Raw genomic sequence first — 21,726 nt, 5'->3', positions numbered from 1 at the left:
GACACCCGGCCCGGCGGACGACGAAGCCCCTTACGCACAGGCCGAGTTGGCCCAGGACGTGCTCGCCCAGGTCGCGGCGCTCGACACCCCGCGGGCAGGGGCGCGGGGAACTGCGCGACCAGCCACGACGCGACCGTCAGCCGAACTGGAGTGACCTCTTCGCCAGGCCCATCCAGAAACCGTCGATCACCGACCGCTGCGCCCCCAGCTCGCCGGAGGCCTCCGCCGCGCCCATCGTCACGAACAACGGAGCGAAGTGCTCGGTGCGCGGATGCGCCAGCGTCCCGGCCGGCGACTTGTGCGTGAAGTCGAGCAGCGCGTCCACGTCCCCGGCGTCCAGCGCCTGCCGCCCCCAGTCGTCGAACTCCGCCGACCACGACGGAATGCCGCCCTGCCGCAGCGCGGCGAGGTTGTGCGTGAAGAACCCGGAGCCGACGATCAGCACCCCCTCGTCCCGCAGCGGAGCGAGCCGCCGCCCGATCTCCATCAGCTTCTGCGGGTCGAGCGTCGGCATGGAGACCTGGAGGACGGGGATGTCGGCGTCCGGGTACATCTCGACGAGCGGGACGTACGCGCCGTGGTCGAGCCCCCGGTCCGGCACGTCCTGCACCGGAATCCCCGGAGCACGCAGCAACTTGCGTACGGAGTCGGCCAGTTCGGGCGCGCCCGGAGCCGCGTACGTCACCTGGTAGTAGTGCTCGGGGAAGCCCCAGAAGTCGTAGACGAGCGGAACCGTCTCGACGGCGCCGAGGGCCAGCGGGGCCTCCTCCCAGTGCGCCGAGACCATCAGGATCGCCTTGGGCCGGGGCAGACCGGCCGACCACGCGGCGAGCTGGCCGGGCCAGAGCGCGTCGTCGGCGAGCGGCGGGGCGCCGTGGGAGAGGTAGAGCGCGGGCATGCGCTCGGGGGCCATGGGGACGGACACGACGACCTCCTTGAAGTTTCAAGCGTTGCTGTACCCAAAAGTACTCGCCGGTTGTTTAATATTCAAGAAGGAGGTCTTTACGATGGATGCCATGGAGCCGAAGAGCAGCGCGGACAGCAGCACCGAGCCCGAGTGGCTCACCGAGGACGAACAGCACATCTGGCGGGCGTACCTCCATGCCACCACGCTCCTGGAGGATCACCTGGACCGCCAACTCCAGCGCGACGCGAAGATGCCGCACGTCTACTTCGGGCTCCTGGTCAAGCTGAGCGAGTCCCCCCGGCGACGGCTGCGGATGACGGAGCTGGCGCGGGACGCGAAGATCACCCGCTCCCGCCTCTCGCACGCGATCGCCCGCCTGGAGGCGAACGGCTGGGTGCGCCGCGAGGACTGCCCCTCGGACAAGCGCGGCCAGTTCGCGGTGCTCACCGAGGAGGGTCTCGGCGTCCTGGAGCGGACCGCGCCGGGCCATGTGAAGGCCGTCCGGCACGCGCTCTTCGACCGGCTCGACGCCGAACAGCAGAAGTCCCTCGGCGAGATCATGCGGATCGTCGCCGAGGGACTTCAGCCGAAGGAGGCCGGGGCGGACCTCCCCTGGCTCAGGTGAGGCCGTCCCGACCCCGGGGTCAGTGCGCGATCACCGGCACCTTGAACTCGTCCTCGACGCCGTCCCCGTCGCCGGAGGCGGAAGCGGCCGAGGCCGCGCCGACACCCGGGACACCGGTGTTGATGAGGGTGAAGGCGATCGTCGCCGAGACCAGCAGGATGCCGACGGCCCACCAGATGGCGTGGGTGTAGCCGCTCACCAGGGCCTGCGCCTGGAGGAGCTGCGCGTTGCGGGCACCGGCGGCGTGGTCCACCAGGTACGCGGTGGTGGCCGAGGCGGCGATCGTGTTCAGCAGGGCGGTGCCGATGGCGCCGCCGACCTGCTGCGAGGTGTTGACCATCGCGGAGGCGACACCCGCGTCCCGCGCCTCGACGCCGATCGTGGCGAGCGACATGGCGGGCATGAACGCCGTACCCATACCGAGGCCGAGCAGCAGCTGGGCCGGCAGGATCAGCGCCGGGTAGGACGCGTCGACCGTCAGCTGGGTCAGCAGGCCCATGCCGAGCGCGGCGACCAGGAAGCCCGGGCCCATCAGCAGCCGCGGCGGGACGCGGGTCATCAGGCGGGCGCCGATCTGGGTGGAGCCCGTGATCATGCCCGCGATCATCGGCAGGAACGCGAAGCCGGTCTTGACCGGCGAGAAGCCCTTCACGACCTGGAGGTAGTAGGTCAGGAAGAGGAACAGGCCGAACATGCCGATGACGGCGAGACCGAGCGAGGCGTAGACACCGCCGCGGTTGCGGTCGGCGACGACGCGCAGCGGCAGCAGCGGGTGCTTGACCCGGGCCTCGACGGCGACGAAGGCGAGCAGCAGCACGGCCGAGGCGACGAACATGCCGATGGTGGTCGCGTCGGACCAGCCGTTGGTCTCGGCGCGCGTGAAGCCGTAGACGAGGGAGACCAGGCCGAGCGTGGACAGCAGCACGCCGGGGATGTCGAGCGGCGAGCGGTTGCGGCCGCCGGCCGGCTCACGGATGACGAGGACGGCACCGGCCGCGGCGACGATCGCGAACGGGATGTTCACGAAGAACGTCCAGCGCCAGTTCAGGTACTCGGTGAGGAAACCGCCGAGGATCAGGCCGACGGCGCCACCGCCACCGGCGATCGCACCGTAGATGCCGAACGCCTTGGCGCGCTCCTTGGCGTCCGTGAACATCACGGCGAGCAGGGAGAGCGCGGCCGGGGCGAGCAGCGCGCCGAAGAGGCCCTGGAGGGCCCGGGCGCCGAACATCATGGCCTCGTTCTGCGCGGCGCCGCCGATGGCGGAGGCGAGCGCGAAACCGATCAGGCCGGTGACGAAGGTCTGCTTGCGGCCCCACAGGTCTGCGATGCGTCCGCCGAACAGGAGCAGGCCGCCGAAGGCGAGCGCGTAGGCCGTGATGACCCACTGCTTGTTGCCGTCGGATATGCCGAGGTCGCTCTGGGCGGCGGGCAGGGCGATGTTCACGATGGTGGCGTCGAGGACCACCATCAGCTGGGCGAGCGCGATGAAGACGAGAGCCTTCCAGCGTCGCGCGTCGGGTGCCGTGTCAGGCAAGGGCGTACCCACAGCGGGACTCCAAGTCGTGAATAAGCGTGAGAATTCGGGTGCGTACGGACGTGTACGGCTGCCCGGGAAACGGGTGCGGAGATACGGGCTCGGGCGAGGAGCTAGTCCTGGCGGAGGTCCTCCAAGGTGGCGGCCTCACCCGGGAGTTCCGAGCGGGCGGGTGTCATCAGGCCGTCGAGGAACAGCTGCAGATGACGGTGGACGTAGCGGTCGAAGCCCAGGCACGCGGTGCCCGGCAGTGGCCTGGTGAGCTGGGAGAGGGCGACCATCAGGTCCCCGACGCCGACGTCGGGGCGCAGTCGCCCGGCCGCGTGGGCGCGGCCGATGAGGTCCTCGATGGCGGCGGTGAGCCGGTCCAGGGAGGCGACCACCTCGGGGTGGTCCTTGTCGAAGGTCGCGTTGAGCAGCGGGCACAGCGCGCCGATGCGCTCGTCCGCGGCGGCGTGCACGAAGCCGCGCAGCACCTCGAAGGAGTCCTCGCCGGCTTCCTCGGCGGCGAGCGCCCGCTCCGCGTGGTCCGTCACATGGTCGGTGACGGTGAGGACGACGTGGTGCAGCAGCTCTCCGCGGTCCTTGAAGTTCCGGTAGAGCGTGGCGTTGCCGACGCCCGCGCGGCGGGCCACCTCGTCGAGCGGGAGCTCCGTCCCGTGCTCGACGAGCAGCTCGCGCGCGGCCGCCACGATCCGCTCCCGGTTGCGCACGGCGTCGGCCCGCGGGCGCGGGGCGCGGCGCTGCGGCTGCTCGGTCACGGGGGCGGTGGCCACCACGGTCTCCTTCGTCAGGGATCTCGTACGGGATCTGGGGGCGTGAAGCGGGGAGCCGGTCCCCGCTTCATCGGACATCTAGCCAAACGGGGAAAGCGTCCCCGGTTATTTCCCGCCCCCATGTGACCTGGCTCACATGCCTCCGGCCGCGGAAACCCACGTTCGGCGCACCCAGCGCGCGACCCGCCGCACCTCGTCACAGGGTGATCGAAACGGACCCCGGACCACGACGGTGAGGCGGATCGGATGCGGCAGCAGATACGCAGGGGCCGGCGCGGCGCGCTGCTCGCCGGGGCCACCGCCGTGGCCCTCGCGCTGACCATGACCGCCAGCACCGGCCGGACCGTCGACAGCCGCACGACCGCCGCGGGACCGGTGGCGCTGGCCCGGGCCACCTCCCTCGGCTCCTGCATGATCCGGGGCGCGCTGGGCGTCCAGATGTCGGAGGGCGTGCCCACCTCCTCCGGCTACGCCCGCTCGACCGGCACCGTCCACGCCCTCAATCTGATGGTGGACTTCCCCGACGCCCCCGGCGAGGACCGCGCCACGGACCGGCTCGCGGAGTTCTTCCCGCAGACCCAGCGCTGGTTCGCCACCGCCTCGTACGGAAAACTCGACTACGTTCCCGAGGCCCCGGTCGAGCACTGGCTGCGGATGCCGAAGCCGTTCAGCGCGTACGGGATAGAGCGCGGCGCCCCCTTCGACCCCGGCTACCGCGAGCTGGTCGACGACATCGTGGCGGCCGCCGACCCCGACGTGGACTTCCGCGCCTACGACCTCGTGAACGTCCTCGTCACCCCGAACGCGGGGCCCTCCGCCCTGGACACCGTGCTGTCCGTGACCTTCGCCGGGAACCACGACGCCCCCGTCGCCGACGGGGTGCCCCTGTCGAACATGTCCTTCGTGTACTCCCGCCAGGACGACGGCTCCGGCTCCTACGCGGAGACCGGGTACCGCGTCCTGCCGCACGAGAACGGGCACGTCTTCGGTCTGCCCGACCTCTACACCCAGGACGGCGGGGGCGCCGTCGGGCACTGGGACATCATGAGCGAGGACTGGGGCGTGGGGAACGATCTGCTCGGCTGGCACAAGTGGAAGCTGGGCTGGCTCGACGACTCCCAGATCCGCTGCGCCGCCCAGCCGGGCACGACCCAGCACGTGCTCTCGCCGATGGGCGCGCAGGAGGGCGGTACGAAGATGGCGTTCGTGCCGCTGACCGGGAAGACCGGGTACGCGGTCGAGGTGCGGACGGCCGGGGGCAACGACGAGGCCGTGTGCCGGCCCGGAGTGCTGATCTACCGGGTCGACGCCGATGTCGACACCGGGCACGGGCCCGTCACCGTCGAGGACGCGACGCCGGATTCCGGGGGCTGCACGCGCCGCCCCAACGTCCACGCCGAACTCTCCGACGCCACGTGGCGCCCCGGCGAGGTCTTCCGGGACCGCAGGTCGGGGGTCCGCATCGCGGTGACCGGAGTGGACGCCGCCGGCGATTACCGGGTCTCCGTGACCCGGAAATAGGGCCGAGTGCGGCGCCGTCGTGGCTGGTCGCGCAGTTCCCCGCGCCCCTGGGTCGTACGTCGACTGACGGCCGGTGGCCGCTTCTCGCGCAGTTCCCCGCGCCCCTGGAAGCGAGCTCCGCTCGCCCAGGGACGCCAGGGTGAGGCTGCGCGTCAGCGCACGCCTCTGATGAGATGGCGCACGAAGTGCGCATCTCAGGGGCGCGGGGAACTGCGCGACCAGCCACGACGCGACCCGCAGCCGACAACCCACCCGTCAAAGCAACCCGCGCCGCAACTCCCGCTTCAACACCTTCCCGGTAGCGTTCCGCGGCAGCGCAACGTCCTGCACCACCACCCGCTCAGGCACCTTGAACCCGGCCAACGACAGCGCGGCGAACGCGCGGAGGCCCGCAGAATCCAGCCCCGAGCCCACCCGCGCCCGCACCACGGCCGCGACGACCTCCCCCAGCACCGGATGCGGCACGCCGACGACCGCCGCCTCCAGCACATCGGGATGCCCGTGCAGCACCCCCTCGACCTCGACGCAGTACACGTTCTCCCCGCCCCGGATCACCATGTCCTTGATCCGGTCGACGACGCTGATCAGCCCGTCGGAGATCTCGGCGAGGTCCCCGGTCCTGAACCACCCGTCATCGGTGAAGGCGGCCGAGGTCGCGCCGGGATCGTCCCAGTAGCCCCGGATCAGACACTGTCCCCGCAACCACAGCTCCCCCACCTCCCCGTCACCGAGCACCGCCCCGCCCGGATCGACGACCCGCGCCTCGACGGCCGGCGCGGGCCGCCCCACGCTGCCGGGCACCCTGCGGTACTGCTCGCCGAAGTTGGCGCTGATGCCGCCGAGCGTCTCGGTGAGTCCGTAGCCGTTGCGGGGTTCGATGCGGTCGCCGAAGCGGGCGGTGAGCCGGGCCACCAGCTCCGGCGGCGCGGCGGCCCCGCCCGTGTTGAACATGGTCAGGGTCGGCAGGTCGTCGTCCAACTCGTCCGCACGGGAGAGGAGTTGAAGCGCCGTCGCCGGGACGCCGCCGAAACTCCCGATGCCGTGCTCCCGGATCAGCGCGAGCGCGGCATCGGTGTCCCACTTGCGCATCAGCACGAGGGTGCCGCCCGCCGCCATGGCCGCGTAGAACCCGGTGAAGGCCGCGACGTGGAAGAAGGGGAAGGTGAGCAGCCCGGGAAGGAGCGGCCCCTGCCCCGGCATCACCCCGCGGCCGAGCGAGGAGAGCGCCGCGAAATAGCGGGGGTTGGCGATCGCGGCCATGTGCGCGTGGTGGGTGGCGACGGCGCCCTTGGGGCGGCCCGTCGTGCCCGAGGTGTAGAGGATCGTGGCGTCCGCCTCCGGGGAGACGTCGACGTCGGGCGGCCCGAGCAGCGGATCGGCGACGGGCAGCTCGGCGTACCGCTCGACGCGCGGCCCGACCGCCTCGCGGCCCTCCTCGTGACAGACCAGCGTCCAGGGCCGTACGCCCTCCTCGGCGGCGGCCAGCCAGGGCGCGACGCGCTCGTACCGCTCCCCGTCGACCAGCAGCACCCGCGGGCGGCAGTCGTCGAGGGCGTAGGCGATCTCGTCCGCGGTCCACCAGGAGTTCAGCGGCACCGCCACCAGACCCGCCAACTGGGCGGCCCAGAAGCAGACTTGCCACTCCGGGTGATTGCGCATGGCGACGACGGCACGGTCGCCGGGCCGCAGCCCGTAGCCGCCCTCGTCCTCGGCGGCCAGGAAACGGCGGGCCAGCGCGCTCGCGCCCGCGAAGAACTCGCCGTACGTGAGCCGGCCGCTGTCGGCGATCAGGAACGGGGTGTCGCCGAACGCCCAGGTCGTCTCGGCGAACTCCCGCAGCGTGCGCGGCCCGTCGGCGTAGGAGAGGCGTCCGGCCTCGTCCGTCACGACGGCGAAGGGCGCACCGGGGGCGGTGAGCAGGGCTTCCAGGGCTCTCAGGTCTTCCGGGGACGAGGCCATACCGGACGGTACGTCCCGGTCCCCGCCCTGCGTCAAGGTGCCTGCACAGCCCACCCTTCGGCCGCCTCCCGACTGCATTCGGCAAGCGTCCCCCGTTCGAGTGACAGGCGGTCTCCCGGTGTGCAACGCTCCGTGTCTGGAAACCGGTCCACCAGTGGAGTCCTCGGAATCCCGCTGGGAGAGGTGAGTTCCCCCCATGGCCACGCACAGCAACAACCCCAAGCACGGCAACCTGCCCCTGGAGACCACGGAGTTCATCGGCCGGTCCCGGCAGACGGACGAGGTCCTGGAGGCCTTCGGCACCGCACGACTCGTCACCCTCACCGGCCCGGGGGGCATCGGCAAGACCCGGATCGCGCTGCGGGCCGCCGCGCGCACCGCGCCCGGACTCGCCCAGGGGGCCTGGCTGGTGGAGCTCTCCCCGGTCCTCTCCCCCGACCTGCTGGAACACACGGTCGCGGGCGTCCTGGGGGTGGCCGACCAGACGAACCGCCCGCTCATCGACGTCCTGTCGGACTATCTGCGCGAGCGCGAGCTGCTCCTCGTCCTGGACACCTGCGAGCACCTCGTCAAGGAGTGCGCCGAGCTGGCCAGGACGCTGCTCGCGGCGGCGCCCGGCGTGCGCATCCTGGCCACCAGCCGGCAGGCCCTCGACATCCCGGACGAGCACCGCGTCGTCGTCGGCCCCATGGACACCGGCCCCGAGGGCGAGGCCCCGGCGCTGTTGCGCGCCCGCGCCTGGCCGGACGGCGACCCGGCGCCCGACGACGGCGACCAGGGTGAACTGGCGCGGCTCTGCGCCCTGTTGGACGGCGTGCCGCTCGCCATCGAACTCGCGGCGGGCCTGCTGCGGGCCACCTCCGTCGACCACCTCGTCCACCGCCTCGACGAACGGATGAACGTCCTGTCGTCGAACGCCGGCGCCGAGCCGCCCGTCACCGACGAGGGCCTCGACGACTGCGTCCCCACGGTCCACCGGCCCGTCCGGCACAGCGGTCTGCGCACCACCATCGGCTGGAGCCACGAGTGGTGCACCCCGCAGGAGCGGCTGCTGTGGGCCCGGCTCTCCGTCTTCCCCGGCAGCTTCGACGCCCGGGCAGTCGACTTCGTGTGCAGTGTGGACCCGCTCGCCGACTGCGATCTCACCGAGGTCCTCGACGGTCTCGTCGACAAGTCCGTCCTGCTGCGCGAGGGCCCGCCGGACGACTCCCGCTACCGGCTCCTCGACACCGTGCGCGAGTACGGCGCCGAATGGCTCGACCGGCTCGGCGAGAGCGACCGGCTGCGGCTGCGCCACCGCGACTACTACCGGCTCCTGGCCCACCGCGGCGAGCAGGAGTGGATCGGCCCCGACCAGGCGCGGTGGCAGGCCGGCACCGTCACCGAGCTGCCCAATCTGCGGGCCGCCCTCGACACCTGTCTGGCCACCGAGCCGGACACGGCGCTGGAGATGGCGAGCGACCTCGTCTACTTCTGGTTCTGCTGCGGGCATCTGCGCGAGGGCCGGCACTACACGGAGGCGGCCCTGGCCCTGGCCCCCGACCGGCCGCGCGGGGCCGCGCGGGCGCTGTGGTCGTGCGGCATGGTCGCCGTCGGCCAGGGCGACCTGGAGGCCGCCAGCCGGCTGACCGCCGAGGCGCGGGCGCTGGCCGAGAAGTACGCCGACGAGCCCGCGCTGGCCGGCGCCCTGTGCGTGCACGCCAGCGCGCTGACCCTCCAGGGCGCCCCCGACCAGGCCCTCCCCCTCTACGCGGCGGCGCACGAGCAGGCCGCCCGCACCGGCCCGCGCATCATCGAGCTGATCTCGCTGCCGGTGTGGGGCTACGCGCACATGATGCTCGGCGACGCCGACGGGGTGCGGGCCCGCGTCGACCGCCTCAAGGAGCTGACCTCACCGATCGGCGAGATGTGGGCGGGCGCCTACGCCGACTACGTCTGGGGCAACCAGTGCATCGCCCAGGGCAGCCCGGCCGAGGCGATCGCCCCGCTCTGCTCGTCCCTGGAGGCCAAGTGCCACCTGGACGACCTCTACGGCATGGCGGTCACCCTGGACTCCCTCGCCCTCGCCGCCACCGGCGACCGCCGCCCGGAACTGGCGGCCCGCATCTTCGGCCTGGTCGACCGCGCCTGGAGCGTCCTGGGCACCCCGCACCTGGGCTCCCCCGAGATGACCGAACACCGCCGAACCTGCGAAGCGGCCGTCCGCGCGGCCCTCTCCCCGACCACCTACGCCACCCACTACGCCGAGGGCGCGGAGTCCCCTTCGATCCACACCGGCGTCACGGCGCTCCTCGCGACACTGGACGCCGGCACCCCCTGAGCACCTGGAACGGCGGCCCCCGCCTCCCCAAGCCCTCCACCCCTGCGAACCGGCACCCGCTACACTGTCCGCGGCGGCACCGCACCATTCTCGCCGCCCTGTCCCGCCTTCGTAGCTCAGGGGATAGAGCACCGCTCTCCTAAAGCGGGTGTCGCAGGTTCGAATCCTGCCGGGGGCACCGGTTCAAAGGGCCACCACCTCCGGATCTCCGGAAGTGGTGGCCCTTTGACATCCGCTTCTGACCTCACCGTGGCTGATCCGGCCGCGGGCACATCGCGGGAGCAGCAGGTGGTGTGGCGGGTACATGTAGGCATGCTCTGAAGACCGGGATACCGTACGGAAAGTGACTGCCAACGAACTCGACTTGGAACGTCAGAAGGCCCTGCTCCTCGAACGGGCTTCAGCCGCCGAAGGTCGTGCCGACCAGTGCCTGGCCAGTGCGGATGCCCATATGGTCGCAGCACAGTCCCGTGGCTCAGGTCATCATCTGCGCCTGGCCGAGGTCTACCGGCGCATCGCGGACGCGCATCAGACATCGGCCAACGCGCAGCGCCAGGCCGTGATGACCATCGAGAGTACGTTGATGCGCACTGCGCAGCTGCTCACCGTCTGACAGCGCGATTCCAGCCGCCGGGAAACAAGGCGACGGCGTCCAGGTGGACTTCGGCCCGTAGCGGCGGTTCGGATTCGACCGCTCCGAATGAGACGGGTGGGTTCAGACCGGCGACGTCTACGGCCTTGCTGCGTCGATACCGTTCTTTCCGGACGGGCTGACTGATCTTCGGCGCCGGGAGTAGCGTAAACAACGTGACTGAGCGTGATGCTGCGGCCGTGTGGCGGCGAGCGGCATTTGCACGTGTGCGTGCCGCCGAGGCGGCCGTTGCCGCCCAGCGCCACGATCTCCTGTGGCAGCAGAGCAGGTCCGACAGGCACAGGGTGCTAGCCGAATTCCACCGCGCCTCGGCTGCCCATCACCTCGCCGCCGCCGAGATGCAGGAGGCCTACGCCCGCCGGCTGAGTGCCTGGTCGCCCCAGAATCGCGAGATCCGCCCCCCCTTCATGCACACCATGGCCGCGGTGTGCGGAGCCGACGGCGGGGCGTTGGTCGTGCTGGACGGGAGCATGCAGCAACTGGCGGTCGCGACGTCGGACGCCCGGGCCGGCAGGGCGCAGGACCTGGAGTACGTGCTCGCAGAGGGCCCCATGTGCGACGCGGCGCGCAGTGGCCGTGCGGTGGCCGCTGCCGACCCCGACCTGGTGACCCGCTGGCCGAACTACGGTCCCGGCGTTCTGGATCTCGGACTGCGGAGCGCCGCAGCCGTGCCGCTCAGGTCCGGGGCGCGCCGAGTCGGAGTGCTGGCCGTGTACGGCGAGGTCCACCTGCCCGTGGAGGCAGACCTTCGCCGCTTCGCCGCGGCCCTCGTCCAGCAGGTCCTGTTCGGGCCGGACGGAGATCCTCTGCTCTACGGGGACATCGACGAGCAGAGCGTGGTCCATCAGGCCACCGGCAGCGTCCTGGTGGAAGAGGAGTGCACCGTCGAGGACGCCTTGGACCTCATCAAGGCGCGGGCCTTCCGTGACGGCACGACCACGGTCGACGTCTCCCGCCGGATAGTCGAATCCGGCCTGCGCCTCGCGAGCGACCTGGAGTGACCGGCTTGCGCACGCTGTCGGCCGGACAGCAGGTCGACCTCACATGGGAAGCCCCTGGCTTCAAGCGGGACGGGTACGATTACCGCGCGGTGAGCATCGTGCCTCGGCTTGCCCGACATCCACAGCTGACATCAACGACGGCGTACGTGCACGGCTCCCAGCAGTCCGCAACGTCATCCTCTTGAACTGGCCTTTTTCATCGCCGGGAGAAACCGTGACCGACAGCAAGAACATCAACAACCCCGTGGGCCAGGGCGGCGGCCAGCGCAAGAAGCAGTCCCGCGCCGAGCGGCAGAACAACGGTCCGCACCGCAACCTCGACCGCCAGCTCGCGGCCGACAAGAAGGCGGAGCTGCTGCGCAAGATGCGCGAGAAGACAGGCGCGGCCGAGGGCACCGGCCAGGCGGGCGACGACACCGCACAGAGCTGACGCGCCACCGCCGCAGAGCGGCACCGCACGGGGCAGGGCCCGGACCACGACGCACGGTCCGGGCCCTGCCGCGCTTCTCCCGGCGTGCGCGTACAAGAGCACCGCGGACGGGCCGCACCGGATCCGGGGCCACTCCTCACCCGGCAGCGGGCCCAGGGGGCGCCACCCGACGTGACGGTCACGCCTCATTCGGCACCCGCCGCAGCCGCAGACAGAAGACGGCCCCCACCCCTTTGTCGCCCTCGTACCAGGCGTCACCCCCGGCCGCCCGCGCCAGCCTGCGGACGATCCACAGGCCGAGGCCCGTGCTCCGAGGTGGGACACCGGCGCCGGCGAAGCGCTGGAAGAGGCGCGGCAGCGTGGCCGGTGGGACGCCGGGGCCGTGGTCGTGGACGCGGACGACGACCTCGTCCGCGGGCGACGGCGTGACCGTGATGCGCACCGGTGGCAGGCCGTGGGTGAAGGCGTTCTCCAGGTAGTTGGCCAGCATCTCCCAGAGGTCGCCGCGGTCCACGTACGCCGCGACGTCGGGCGGGCAGTCCACGTCCACCTCGGGAGCGTCCTCGCCGAGTCCGCCGAGGTGTTCCAGGATGAATTCGAGGACGGGGACGGGCTGCGGGGCGGCGTCGGTGGCCTGGGCGTCGATGCGTGCCGCCGTCAGGTGTTTGCGGACGAGGGCCTGCAGCCGTTCGGTGCTGTCGACGATGCGGTGCGCGATGTCCTCGCGCTGAGCGTCCGTGAGCCGGGCGCCCGCGTCGCGCAGGGTGTGCGCGAGGACGCCGATGGTGGCCAGCGGGGTGCGCAGTTCGTGCGCGGTGACCGCGATCATGATGCCTTGGCGGTCGAGTTCCGCCTCCAGCGCGCGCTGCGCCCGGTGCCGCTCGGTGACGTCGCGCAGCGCCGCGATGTACATCCGCTCCCCCAGCGCGTGGGTCTGCGTGACCCGCATCTCGACCACGCGGGCGGAACCGGACGGCAGGACGAGGTCGATCTCCGTCACCCCGGTGGACGTGATCGGGAAGCCGAAGGGGAGATGGAGGAGTTCTCCCGCGGGGCGGCCGAACAGGGCGGCGGCGGCCGGGTTGCAGAGCCTGATCATCCCCTCCCCGTCGACCACGACGATCCCGTCGGGCATCCCCGCCAGGACCGCCTCGCTCGGGTGGCCGCGCACCACGCCGTCCAGCGAGCCTCCTGGCCCGGCGTCCGACGGCTCACCGGTCGGCACCGCACGCGTCGGCCGGGCGGAATCATTCATGGGCACCCGTGTCGGGATGGCGCGCGCTCCATTCGGCCTGCTTCCCCGCGGCCGGCGCCTGCGGGTAGGCCGTGCCGAGGACATCGGACTGGCCGCGCATGGGTTCGCCGATGTGCATCCCGGTGTTGTCGATCGTCACCTGGCGGACGCTGTGGTCGTGGACGGAGCCGCGGGTCTGCAGGACGGCGATGCCGCGCCGGATCTCGCCCTCGGCCTCCACGTAGCGCAGCAGGATGGTGACGTCGGTGAGGCTGGCGACCTCCATCGCGATCGCCGGGGTGACGGTCGGGGTGACCCGGCCGGTGGGGGCCGAGGTCAGCAGGGTCGTGACCTCGTGGTGCCGGAGCACCGCGCCCAGGGCGATGACGAAGTCGAGCAGCGCGCGGGAGCTGACGATGCGTTCGAGCGCGGAGAGCGTGTCGATGGCCACGCGGGAGGGACGGAATTCCTCGATGACGCGCCGGATCCGCAGGAAGTGGTCCTCCGGCGAGGCCACTTCGGGGTATTCGGACACGATGCGCAGCAGCCCCGATGCCTCCATGGCGTCGAGGTCGAGGCCCCAGCTCGCCGCGTTGCGGGCGAGCTGCTCGCGGGTCTCGTCGAAGGTCTGGAGCAGACAGCGCTCTCCGGCGCGGACGGCGGACGCCGCGAAGAACAGGCTCGTGAGGGTCTTGCCGGTGCCGGTGGGGCCGGTGAGCAGCACGATCGAGTCGCGGAAGAAGCCGCCGCCGCACATGGCGTCGAGGTCGGGGTTGCCGGAGGAGACACGCTCGGTCGAGGCGCGCTCGCGCGGCCGCAGGAAGGCGAGCGGCATGATCACGATGCCTTCGCTCGGGCCGATGGTGAACAGCCACTCCCCCGTGCGGTGGCTGGTGCCGCGGAACTTGACGATCTCGACGGTCCGGCGCCGCCGCTCGGCCCGCAGGACGTTGCGCAGGATGATGACGTTGTCCAGGACGAACTCCTCGACACCGAAGCGGGACACGCTGTTGTACTCCTCGGGCCGCTCCGCGGTGACCACCGTGGTCACCCCGAGCAGATCGAGTGCCGAGACGATGCGGAACAGTTCGTGGCGGATGACTCCGGTGTTGCCCACGTTGGTGAAGACCGCGCCGAGCGAGTCGAGGGCGACGCGCCGGGCGCCGATCCGGCGGACCGCGTGCGCGATCCGCACGGTCAGGGCGCCCATGTCGAACGCGCCGATCGTCGACGCCTCGAGGGCGATGTCCGCCGAGGCGTCGACGAACACCCACTTCCCCGTCGCCTCCCACTGCGCGATCGGGAAGCCCAGCGAGGTGACGTTGGTGCGGATGTCGTCGGGGTCCTCCTCGAAGGTGACGAACACCCCGGGCTCATCGTCGTTCTGCACCCCCCGCGCCAGGAATTCCATGGCGAACAGGGTCTTGCCGCTGCCCGTCGTGCCGGACACCAGCGTCGAGCGTCCCGCGGGCAGCCCGCCCAGCGAGATCTGGTCGAACCCGTTGATACCGGTCGGCATCCTTCGGATGCCGTCGATGTCAGTCATCGCCCCGCCCCTCCTGGGCCAGTTCGGCCGCGTCCGGCAGTCCCAGTGCGAGGGCGGCCCGACGCTCGTCGGACAGATCGCCGATGACGCGCCGCTGCGGGAGCGGTGCGATCCGGATGATGGTCGGGGTCGCGAGGATGCGGTGCTCCTCGGCCAGTTCGGGCCGCTCCACGACGTCGATCACGGTGAGCTCGTAGCCGTCCACGAGCCGGGACGCGCACACTCTGCGCAGATTCGACCGGGCGGCGTCGGAGCGTTCCGACGCTCCGGCCACGAAGAGCGTGAAGACGTACGTGGTCGTGCCGCGGGACATCAGCGGTTCCTGCCCGGACGGGGCCGGCCCGGAGGCTCTCGTACGAGAACCCGCTCACGGCGTGGTTCCGGATCATCGGCGCTGCTCATCGCGAGACCTCCGCGGTCTGGCTGCTCCCTCCCACGCTACGCAGCACGGGGAGTGACGGCCAGTGCCCTTTCGGATAGACGGGCGGCCGGACGGATCGGCCGGTTCACGAAGGCGTCCGGGCCGTTCACGGATACGCTCGTAGGACCGTCACGGAGCGGGTTCCGGCCCGGGGTTGTCGCCATGATCCGAGTGCTTGTCGTCGAGGACCAGAAGGCGATGGCGGGCGCGCTGAACATCGCGATCGACGCCCAGCCCGACCTCGTGTGCGTCGGCGCGGTGGCCACGGTCGAGGAAGCCGTCCCGCTCGTGACCGCGTGCGGCCCGGACGTCGTGCTGATGGACCTCCATCTGCCGGGCGCCGACGGCATCGAGGGCACCCGGCTGATCAGGGCGGACCATCCCCGAACCCGGGTCCTGCTGCTCACCGCGGACGCCAGGCCCGGCAATCTGGTGGCCGCCACCTCGGCGGGGGCGGCCGGGTTCATCGCCAAGGACAGCCCGTTCTCCGTCGTCCTCGCGGCCGTCCGCGCCCCGGCCGAGGGGCCGATGTACGTCGAGGAGTCCACGCTGAGCCTGCTCGTCTCGGCGCTCGGCTCGCTGCCCGCCGGGGAGGCCCGGTCCGGCGGCGAGGGTCCGGCACTCACCCCGCGCGAGCACGAGGTGCTCCGGCTGATGGGCCGGGGACTCGGTCCGCGGGCCATCGCCGAGCGGCTCGTGGTGAGCCCGCACACCGCGCGCGGCCATGTGAAGCGGATCATGGCGAAGCTCGGCGCGCACAGTCAGCTGGAGGCGGTCGTCTCCGCCGCCCGGTCGGGGCTGCTGCGCGAGTTCCGGGAGCCGTGAGCGACGGGCGCGGCGGCCTCCCGGAACAGCCCATCAGGGCTGCGGAAACAGCTCAGTTGGGGCTGCCGCGAGCCGCCCCCGCCCGTCTACGTTGTCCGGTGGGAGGGGCCGGTGCCCGCTCGCCGACTCGGACATCGGCCGGACTCGGACAGGCCGACCGCAGGACTCCCGCACGCCGGTCCCGTACCCCGCAGGTACGGGACCGGCTTGAGCTGTGCTCACGATCAATTGCGGCACTCGCAGAGGTAGTTGATGTGCGAAGCTGTCCGCAACTGATCACGGAAGGGAGCACCACGTGCAGCGGGACGACACGCAGTCCGGGGTGATCGACACCAGCAGACCGCATCCTGCCCGGATCTACGACTACCTGCTGGGCGGCAAGAACAACTACGACGTGGACCGGCAGGCCGGTGAGGACCTCATCGCCGTGGCGCCCGAGGCGCGGGACGGGGTGCGCGCCAACCGGGCGTTCATGGAGCGGGCCGTGCGGTTCGCCGTGGGCCGGGGCGTGCGTCAAGTCCTCGACATCGGGACCGGGTTGCCGACCTCGCCGAACGTGCACGAGATCGCCGAGGCGGTCGCCCGGGAGAGCGTGCACGTCGCGTACGTCGACAACGACCCGATCGTGAAGGCGCACGGGGACGCGCTGCTCAGCCGCACCGGCTCGACCGGCATAGTCCTCGGCGACGTACGGGATCCGGGAAGCATCACCGGGCACCCCGACGTGCGGCGGCTGATCGACTTCGACGAGCCGGTGGTGCTGCTGCTCGTCGCCGTGCTGCACTTCCTCACCGACGCCGACGAGCCGGAGCGGGTCGCCGCCGAGCTGCGGGACGCGCTGCCCTCGGGCAGCTATCTGGTGCTCTCGCACGCCACGGGCGACTTCGCGGACCGCAGGAACGCCGAGGCCGGATACAGCAGCAAGGCCTCCGCCTCGCTGAACCTGCGGGTCAAGGACCGGGTCGAGCGGTTCTTCGAGGGCTTCGAGCTGGTCGATCCCGGCCTCGCCCAGATCTCGTTCTGGCGGCCCGACTCCCCGCCGCCGGCCGAGGCGGGAAGGATCGGCTTCTACGGAGGTGTGGGCCGCAAGCCCTGAAAGGGGTGAGCGGTCCGGGGGGCGGGCTCACCCGCGCAGGCCGCCCACCGTCTTCAGGAGGCGGTCCGCACGGTCGCGCAGGCGGGGGTGTGCAAGGACCGTGTTGCGCAGGCCGCGGACCGGGCGGCGCCACAGCCGGTGGGCGGCCGCCACCGGGTGCGGGCGGCTGGCGAAGCCCTCGGTGACGCGCAGTTCGCGGGTCTTGAGCCAGTCCTTGTACTCCTTCTCGCCGCGCCCCCAGTCGATCATCCGGATGCCGTGCCGGCCCGCCGCCTCGGCCATCCGCAGATGCATCATCAGGCCCGGCGAGTAGTAGCTGAACTCCGGGTCGTACGCGGTGAACCAGCCCGCGAAGACCGTGCGCGACGTCGGCCCGAAGTGCGCGGCGACCGGGCGCTCGCCCGCGTAGACGACGGAGAGCACGCCGGTGAAGTGGGGCTCCCGGACCGTCGCGAGATCGTCCACCAGGTGCACGATCCACGAGCGGGCGAAGCGGTCCATCCGGCCGGTGCGCCGGTACTGGGCCGACTTCCAGCGCATCAGCAGGCTCAGCACGGCCGGGTCCCGCTCGTCGTAGACGAAGCGCATCTCCCCGGCGTTCCGGGTCAGGCGGCGCTCCTTCTTGAGCATCGTCTTGGCCTGCCCCGGATAGGTGGCCCGCAGCCACTCCGGGTAGGAGTCGTGGCCGCCGTCCTTGAGGTCCTGCACGGGGGAGGCGAACGTGCCGGTGACGTAGCGGCCGAAGGGCTTCTGCTCCTCGACGAGGTGGTCGAACTCGAACACCGAGAGCCGGCAGGCCCTCAGCAGCTCCTGGGTGTCCCAGCCGACGCCCGGCCGGTGCACCAGCGCCTGGCAGTCGGACAGGCCGAGCCCGAGGGCGCGCCCGACGCCGAGCGGGCCCCTCTCGTAGGGCAGGAAGCCGACCGGCTCGCCCCCTTCGCGCAACACCGCCACGTGCACCCCGGGCCGGTGCCGGGCGACTCCGGCCGCGAACTCCGGGGAGAGGAAGGGGTTCTGATAGTCCGGCGCGTCGTCCATGGTGGCGTGCCAGACGGCGCGCAGCGACGGGCTCAGCTCATCGGGTCTGTACGTGGTGATGTCCACCGTGCGATCGACCGCCCTTCCGCAGGGGCGCGCGACATGTGCTCCCCTGTCCCCCCATAGGGCTCAAAGGTCGCGAAACAGTACGCACACTGTCAAGAGTAGTTCGGGCAGCTTCGTACGAAGTCGGCTGCGGCGGCGCCGTCACACTTCCGGCGCGGCTCGCGTCAGTAAGGCAGCGGATCACCTCCGCACCCCGGTCCACCTGTTGAGGAGCCTTCGATGTCCGTCGCCTTCGTCGTCGTCACCGTGATCGCCGCCGCCATGACCGCCTTCTCGGCCGTCTCCGTCTTCACCCGCGCCGAGTGGGTGGTCAAGCCGATCGCCGACTACGGCGTCCCGGCCGGCTGGCTGCCGTGGCTGGGCGCGGCCAAGGCCGCGGGGGCCGTGGGCCTGCTGGTCGGTCTTGCCGTGCCGGCGATCGGGATCGCCGCCGGGATCGGTCTCGTCCTGTACTTCGCGGGGGCCGTCGTCACCGTGGTGCGGGCCCGCTGGTTCAGCCACGTGCCGTTCCCGCTGCTGTACGCGGCGCCGGTCGTCGCCGCCTTCGTCCTCGCGTAACTCCCCCTGTCCGTCAGGGGTGTTGGATGCGCACGTGGACGTGCATGTCGTGCCAGCCGTCCGCGTGCAGCGCGGAGCTGCGCCGGGTGCCCTCCAGCGGGTAGCCGGACTTCTCCGCGACCCGGCACGAGGGTTCGTTGCCGGTGGAGTGCTCCAGGTCGATGCGGTGGAAGCCGGCCGCCAGGGCCCAGTCGGTCATGGCGGTCAGCGCCCTGGGGGCCACGCCGAGGCCGCGGGCGCCCGCCATCACCCAGTAGCCGACCTCGGCGACCCCCTCCTCCAGATCCATCTGGCGCAGGGCCATCCGGCCGAGCGGCTCCCCGTCGCCGGCCCGGACCACCAGCCACTGGGCCGCGGTCTCCTTCCGCCAGCCCTCCCGCACCGACTCCACCCACTGCCCCGCCTCGTCGGTGGAGTCCATCGTGCGGATGTGCCAGTGCTGGAGCACCGGGTCCTGGAAGGCGGTGTGGACGGCCGCCGCGTCCGCGGGCTCGAAGGGGCGCAGGGCGAGTTCGCCGTCGGCCGTGCGGAGGGTGGGCTGCGGGGAGCGGGAGAAGGTGCCGGGCGCGATGGTGGGCTGCATCAGGAAGGGCATGGTCCGCAGCATGCCGGGCACGGACGGGCGGGCGCACCCGGTTTCCGGACCGGCCCGCGACTGCTGTTGCATCATGCTGTTGCATCATGTGCACGCTCGTTGCAAGAGGGCTGTTAGCGTCGTCCGGAGCGAGCCCGTGCGGCATGAGGCGGGCCCGCGCGCCCGCAGCCCGTACGACAGGAGCCGACCGTGCCGCCGCTTCCGCACCGCCCCGAGGTGATCTGCCTCGGCGAGACCATGGCGCAGCTGACCCCGGCCGACGGCGCGGGCCTGGAGCACAGCCGGGAGATCCGGCTCGCGGTCGCGGGCGCCGAGTCGACCGTGGCGCAGTACCTCGCCGATCTGGGGCATCGCGCGGCCTGGGTGAGCCGGGTCGGCGACGATCCGTTCGGGCGGCGCATCGTCGCGGCGGTCGCGGGGCGCGGGGTGCACGTCGAGGACGTGACCGTCGACCCGGCCGCCCCCACCGGCGTCTACTTCAAGGACCCCGGCCCGGACGGCACCACTCGCGTCCACTACTACCGGCGCGGCTCGGCCGCCTCCCGGATGACGGCCGCCGACGCCGAGCGCGTCGACCTGGACGGCGTACGGCTCCTGCACCTGACCGGGATCACCCCGGCCCTGTCCGAGGACTGCGCCGACGCCGTCCGCACCCTCGCCGACCGGGCCGCCGCACACGGCACGCTGCTCTCCTTCGACGTCAACCACCGCCCCGCGCTGTGGAGTTCGACGGACATGGCGGCGAAGACGCTGCTCGACCTCGCCCGCCGCGCCGACATCGTGCTCGTCGGCCGGGACGAGGGCGAGGCCCTGTGGGGCACCGCCACCGCCGACGAACTGCACGCGCGTCTCGCGCCGCGCGACACCCTGGTGGTGAAGGACGGAGCGGTCGGCGCGACCGTGTTCGCCCCAGGAGTACGGGAGTTCGTGGCCGCGCCCGCCGTCGAGGTCGTCGAGGCCGTCGGCGCCGGGGACGCCTTCGCGGCCGGATACCTCGGCGGGCTGCTCGCCGGGGCGGCGCAGCGCGACCGGCTCGCCCTCGGCCACCGGCTCGCCGGGCGCACCCTGCGCAGCATCGAGGACTACGTCCCGGCCACCACCGAAGAGACCGTCCTCGAAGGGAGGGGATGATCCCGTGTCCCAGACCGTACGGCGGGCCATCGACATCCTCGAGTACGTCGCCCGCAGCCCCCGCACCCAGACCGAGGTCGGCGACCACCTGGGCGTGCACCGCTCGACGGCGCTGCGCATCCTGGAGTCGCTCACCGAGGGCGGCCTCGCGCGCCGGCTCCCCGACGGGCGGTACGCGGTCGGATACCGGCTCGCCGGACTCGCCCACCTGGCCCGCGAGCAGTTCGGGCTGCGCGACGTCGCGGCCGAACCGCTGCGCGCCCTCGGCGCCGCCTGCGGGCACACCGTGCACCTCGCCGCGCTGGAGAACGAGCGGATCGTCTACGCCGACAAGATCGACCCGGCGGACGGGGTGCGACTGTACGCCGAGATCGGCCGGCCCGTGCCGCTGCACACCGCCGGGGCCGCCAAGGCGATCCTCGCGCACCTGCCGCCCGAGCAGGCCGAACTCCTGCTCTCCGACTGCGACTTCGCGCCGCGCACCGAGACGACGATCACCGACCCCGACCGCTACCGGGCGGAGCTCGCCACCGTGCGGGAGCGGGGTTGGGCCGTCGACGACGGCGAGTACGAGTCCTACGTGAACTGTGTCGCCGTCCCCGTACGGGACTGCGGCGGCGAGGTCGTCGCGGCGGTGTCGGTGACCGCGCTCAAGGCGCGGGCCGGCCTCGACGCGCTCGTCCGTGACGTCCTGCCCGATCTGCTGACCACCGCCGAGACGATCTCCAAGGAGCTGGGATGGCGACCGTGACCGACAAGAACCCCGCCGGGACCACCTTCGACACGCTGTTCGCCGGGGTGCCGGTGATGGCGATCCTGCGCGGGATGTCCGCCGAGCGGTCCGTCGAGCTGGCCTCGACCGCCTGGGACCTGGGGATCAGTTGTGTCGAGGTGCCGGTGCAGAGCGAGGAGGCGGCGCGGGTGCTGGAGGCGGTGGTCGCCGCCGGGGCCGAGCGGGGCAAAGCCGTGGGCGCCGGGACGGTCACCAGCGCCGAGCGGCTGTCGTGGGCGGTGTCGGCGGGGGCGGCGTTCACCGTGGCGCCGGGGCTGAACGCCGCCGTGGTGCGGGCCAGCGCCACCGCCGGGCTTCCGCATCTGCCCGGGGTGGCGACGCCCACCGATGTGCAGGCCGCGCGGGGGCTCGGGCTCGACTGGCTGAAGGCGTTTCCGGCGAGTGTGCTGGGGGTGGACTGGTTCCGGGCGATGCGGGGGCCGTTTCCCGAGGTGCCGTTCGTGGCGACCGGGGGCATGGACGCCGGCAACGCCGCCGCCTACCTGGAAGCGGGCGCCCGCGTCGTCGCCGTCGGCTCAGCCCTGGAGGACCCGGACCAACTCGACCGCCTGGCCGAGCTACTGGGTGGCTGAGCCACTCCAACGGGCTGCGGCCCGGCGACCGCTTCTCGCGCAGTTCCCCGCGCCCCTGGAAGCGAGCTTCGCTCGCCCAGGGGCAGGGGAAGGCTGCGCGCAGCGCATGCCTTCAGGGGCGCG

The 21,726-nt window shown here is 72.1% G+C and carries 21 protein-coding genes, 1 tRNA gene and 2 pseudogenes; 15 read left to right on the top strand and 9 right to left on the bottom strand.

Annotated elements, in window-relative coordinates; all coding sequences use genetic code 11:
• Window positions 1–85, top strand: a pseudogene (locus ABZ930_RS39345) (alpha/beta hydrolase); the annotation flags it as partial.
• Between the two features lie 51 nt (window positions 86–136).
• Here ABZ930_RS39345 and ABZ930_RS39340 read toward each other — a convergent pair.
• Window positions 137–898 carry a class III extradiol ring-cleavage dioxygenase gene (locus tag ABZ930_RS39340; RefSeq protein ID WP_361559666.1) on the bottom strand — a complete coding sequence of 254 codons (762 nt, stop codon included), beginning with the start codon at window positions 896–898 and terminating at the stop codon, window positions 137–139.
• 118 nt (window positions 899–1,016) lie between these two features.
• Between ABZ930_RS39340 and ABZ930_RS39335 the strand changes: the two genes are divergently transcribed.
• Window positions 1,017–1,532, top strand: coding sequence for a MarR family transcriptional regulator (locus ABZ930_RS39335; protein WP_361559663.1), 516 nt, complete (start codon window positions 1,017–1,019; stop codon window positions 1,530–1,532).
• A gap of 19 nt (window positions 1,533–1,551) precedes the next feature.
• Here the strand turns inward: ABZ930_RS39335 and ABZ930_RS39330 are convergent, their stop codons facing one another.
• Window positions 1,552–3,081, bottom strand: a complete 1,530-nt coding sequence (locus ABZ930_RS39330; RefSeq protein ID WP_361559660.1) for an MFS transporter — start codon at window positions 3,079–3,081, stop codon at window positions 1,552–1,554.
• A gap of 101 nt (window positions 3,082–3,182) precedes the next feature.
• Window positions 3,183–3,845 carry a TetR/AcrR family transcriptional regulator gene (locus ABZ930_RS39325; protein WP_361559657.1) on the bottom strand — a complete coding sequence of 221 codons (663 nt, stop codon included), beginning with the start codon at window positions 3,843–3,845 and terminating at the stop codon, window positions 3,183–3,185.
• A 246-nt stretch (window positions 3,846–4,091) separates the two neighbouring features.
• Between ABZ930_RS39325 and ABZ930_RS39320 the strand changes: the two genes are divergently transcribed.
• On the top strand, window positions 4,092–5,366 hold the full coding sequence (locus ABZ930_RS39320) for a M6 family metalloprotease domain-containing protein (protein WP_361559654.1): 1,275 nt from the start codon (window positions 4,092–4,094) through the stop codon (window positions 5,364–5,366).
• 255 nt (window positions 5,367–5,621) lie between these two features.
• Here ABZ930_RS39320 and ABZ930_RS39315 read toward each other — a convergent pair whose 3' ends face one another.
• Complete coding sequence (locus ABZ930_RS39315) at window positions 5,622–7,325, bottom strand: class I adenylate-forming enzyme family protein (protein ID WP_361559651.1); 1,704 nt, start codon at window positions 7,323–7,325, stop codon at window positions 5,622–5,624.
• 196 nt (window positions 7,326–7,521) lie between these two features.
• Between ABZ930_RS39315 and ABZ930_RS39310 the strand changes: the two genes are divergently transcribed.
• The 6 genes and pseudogenes from ABZ930_RS39310 to ABZ930_RS39285 all read left to right on the top strand — a co-directional run bounded on the left by ABZ930_RS39310 (window position 7,522) and on the right by ABZ930_RS39285 (window position 11,728).
• On the top strand, window positions 7,522–9,645 hold the full coding sequence (locus ABZ930_RS39310; protein WP_361559648.1) for a regulator: 2,124 nt from the start codon (window positions 7,522–7,524) through the stop codon (window positions 9,643–9,645).
• A gap of 105 nt (window positions 9,646–9,750) precedes the next feature.
• Window positions 9,751–9,823, top strand: a tRNA-Arg gene (locus ABZ930_RS39305).
• A 165-nt stretch (window positions 9,824–9,988) separates the two neighbouring features.
• On the top strand, window positions 9,989–10,258 hold the full coding sequence (locus tag ABZ930_RS39300) for a hypothetical protein (RefSeq protein WP_361559645.1): 270 nt from the start codon (window positions 9,989–9,991) through the stop codon (window positions 10,256–10,258).
• A 323-nt stretch (window positions 10,259–10,581) separates the two neighbouring features.
• Window positions 10,582–11,298, top strand: a complete 717-nt coding sequence (locus tag ABZ930_RS39295; protein WP_361559642.1) for a GAF domain-containing protein — start codon at window positions 10,582–10,584, stop codon at window positions 11,296–11,298.
• Window positions 11,299–11,300: 2 nt separating this feature from the next.
• Window positions 11,301–11,483 (top strand): annotated as a pseudogene (locus ABZ930_RS39290) (hypothetical protein); the annotation flags it as partial.
• Between the two features lie 29 nt (window positions 11,484–11,512).
• Window positions 11,513–11,728, top strand: a complete 216-nt coding sequence (locus ABZ930_RS39285; RefSeq protein WP_361559639.1) for a DUF6243 family protein — start codon at window positions 11,513–11,515, stop codon at window positions 11,726–11,728.
• Window positions 11,729–11,906: 178 nt separating this feature from the next.
• On the opposite strand, the gene ABZ930_RS39280 is transcribed toward ABZ930_RS39285, so the two are convergent.
• The 3 genes from ABZ930_RS39280 to ABZ930_RS39270 are packed head-to-tail and all read right to left on the bottom strand — an operon-like array spanning window position 11,907 to window position 14,821.
• The gene (locus ABZ930_RS39280) at window positions 11,907–12,983 is read right to left on the bottom strand and encodes a PAS domain-containing sensor histidine kinase (protein ID WP_361559636.1); all 1,077 of its coding nucleotides are present in this window, start codon (window positions 12,981–12,983) and stop codon (window positions 11,907–11,909) included.
• Window positions 12,976–14,508 carry a circadian clock protein KaiC gene (kaiC, locus tag ABZ930_RS39275; RefSeq protein ID WP_361559633.1) on the bottom strand — a complete coding sequence of 511 codons (1,533 nt, stop codon included), beginning with the start codon at window positions 14,506–14,508 and terminating at the stop codon, window positions 12,976–12,978. Before kaiC ends, ABZ930_RS39280 begins: the two co-directional genes overlap by 8 nt.
• Window positions 14,501–14,821 carry a circadian clock KaiB family protein gene (locus ABZ930_RS39270; RefSeq protein WP_361559630.1) on the bottom strand — a complete coding sequence of 107 codons (321 nt, stop codon included), beginning with the start codon at window positions 14,819–14,821 and terminating at the stop codon, window positions 14,501–14,503. The genes kaiC and ABZ930_RS39270 overlap by 8 nt, the downstream gene beginning before the upstream one ends.
• A gap of 270 nt (window positions 14,822–15,091) precedes the next feature.
• On the opposite strand from ABZ930_RS39270, the gene ABZ930_RS39265 reads away from it, so the two are divergent.
• Together ABZ930_RS39265 and ABZ930_RS39260 are read left to right on the top strand one after the other, a co-directional pair.
• Window positions 15,092–15,754 (top strand): response regulator transcription factor, encoded by a 663-nt coding sequence (locus ABZ930_RS39265; protein WP_361559627.1) that lies wholly within the window; start codon window positions 15,092–15,094, stop codon window positions 15,752–15,754.
• Window positions 15,755–16,049: 295 nt separating this feature from the next.
• Window positions 16,050–16,850 (top strand): SAM-dependent methyltransferase, encoded by an 801-nt coding sequence (locus tag ABZ930_RS39260; protein ID WP_361559624.1) that lies wholly within the window; start codon window positions 16,050–16,052, stop codon window positions 16,848–16,850.
• A gap of 27 nt (window positions 16,851–16,877) precedes the next feature.
• Here ABZ930_RS39260 and ABZ930_RS39255 read toward each other — a convergent pair whose 3' ends face one another.
• On the bottom strand, window positions 16,878–17,954 hold the full coding sequence (locus ABZ930_RS39255; RefSeq protein ID WP_361559621.1) for a GNAT family N-acetyltransferase: 1,077 nt from the start codon (window positions 17,952–17,954) through the stop codon (window positions 16,878–16,880).
• 219 nt (window positions 17,955–18,173) lie between these two features.
• Here ABZ930_RS39255 and ABZ930_RS39250 point away from each other — a divergent pair, with 219 nt between their 5' ends.
• A complete protein-coding gene (locus ABZ930_RS39250) occupies window positions 18,174–18,512 on the top strand; it encodes a DoxX family protein (RefSeq protein WP_361559618.1) in 339 nt (112 codons plus the stop codon).
• Between the two features lie 13 nt (window positions 18,513–18,525).
• Here ABZ930_RS39250 and ABZ930_RS39245 read toward each other — a convergent pair whose 3' ends face one another.
• Window positions 18,526–19,182 carry a GNAT family N-acetyltransferase gene (locus ABZ930_RS39245; RefSeq protein ID WP_361559615.1) on the bottom strand — a complete coding sequence of 219 codons (657 nt, stop codon included), beginning with the start codon at window positions 19,180–19,182 and terminating at the stop codon, window positions 18,526–18,528.
• A 114-nt stretch (window positions 19,183–19,296) separates the two neighbouring features.
• On the opposite strand from ABZ930_RS39245, the gene ABZ930_RS39240 reads away from it, so the two are divergent.
• The 3 genes from ABZ930_RS39240 to ABZ930_RS39230 are packed head-to-tail and all read left to right on the top strand — an operon-like array spanning window position 19,297 to window position 21,603.
• Window positions 19,297–20,238 carry a sugar kinase gene (locus tag ABZ930_RS39240; protein WP_361559612.1) on the top strand — a complete coding sequence of 314 codons (942 nt, stop codon included), beginning with the start codon at window positions 19,297–19,299 and terminating at the stop codon, window positions 20,236–20,238.
• A gap of 4 nt (window positions 20,239–20,242) precedes the next feature.
• The gene (locus tag ABZ930_RS39235) at window positions 20,243–20,989 is read left to right on the top strand and encodes an IclR family transcriptional regulator (RefSeq protein WP_361559609.1); all 747 of its coding nucleotides are present in this window, start codon (window positions 20,243–20,245) and stop codon (window positions 20,987–20,989) included.
• The gene (locus ABZ930_RS39230) at window positions 20,977–21,603 is read left to right on the top strand and encodes a bifunctional 4-hydroxy-2-oxoglutarate aldolase/2-dehydro-3-deoxy-phosphogluconate aldolase (RefSeq protein WP_361559606.1); all 627 of its coding nucleotides are present in this window, start codon (window positions 20,977–20,979) and stop codon (window positions 21,601–21,603) included. The genes ABZ930_RS39235 and ABZ930_RS39230 overlap by 13 nt, the downstream gene beginning before the upstream one ends.
• Window positions 21,604–21,726: the final 123 nt, after the last annotated feature.

Origin of the sequence: Streptomyces sp. NPDC046716 (genome assembly GCF_040645755.1) — a bacterium.
Lineage (GTDB): Bacteria > Actinomycetota > Actinomycetes > Streptomycetales > Streptomycetaceae > Streptomyces.
The sequence above is the reverse complement of the archived record's forward strand: the minus strand, read 5'-3'. Positions and strand labels throughout refer to the sequence as shown.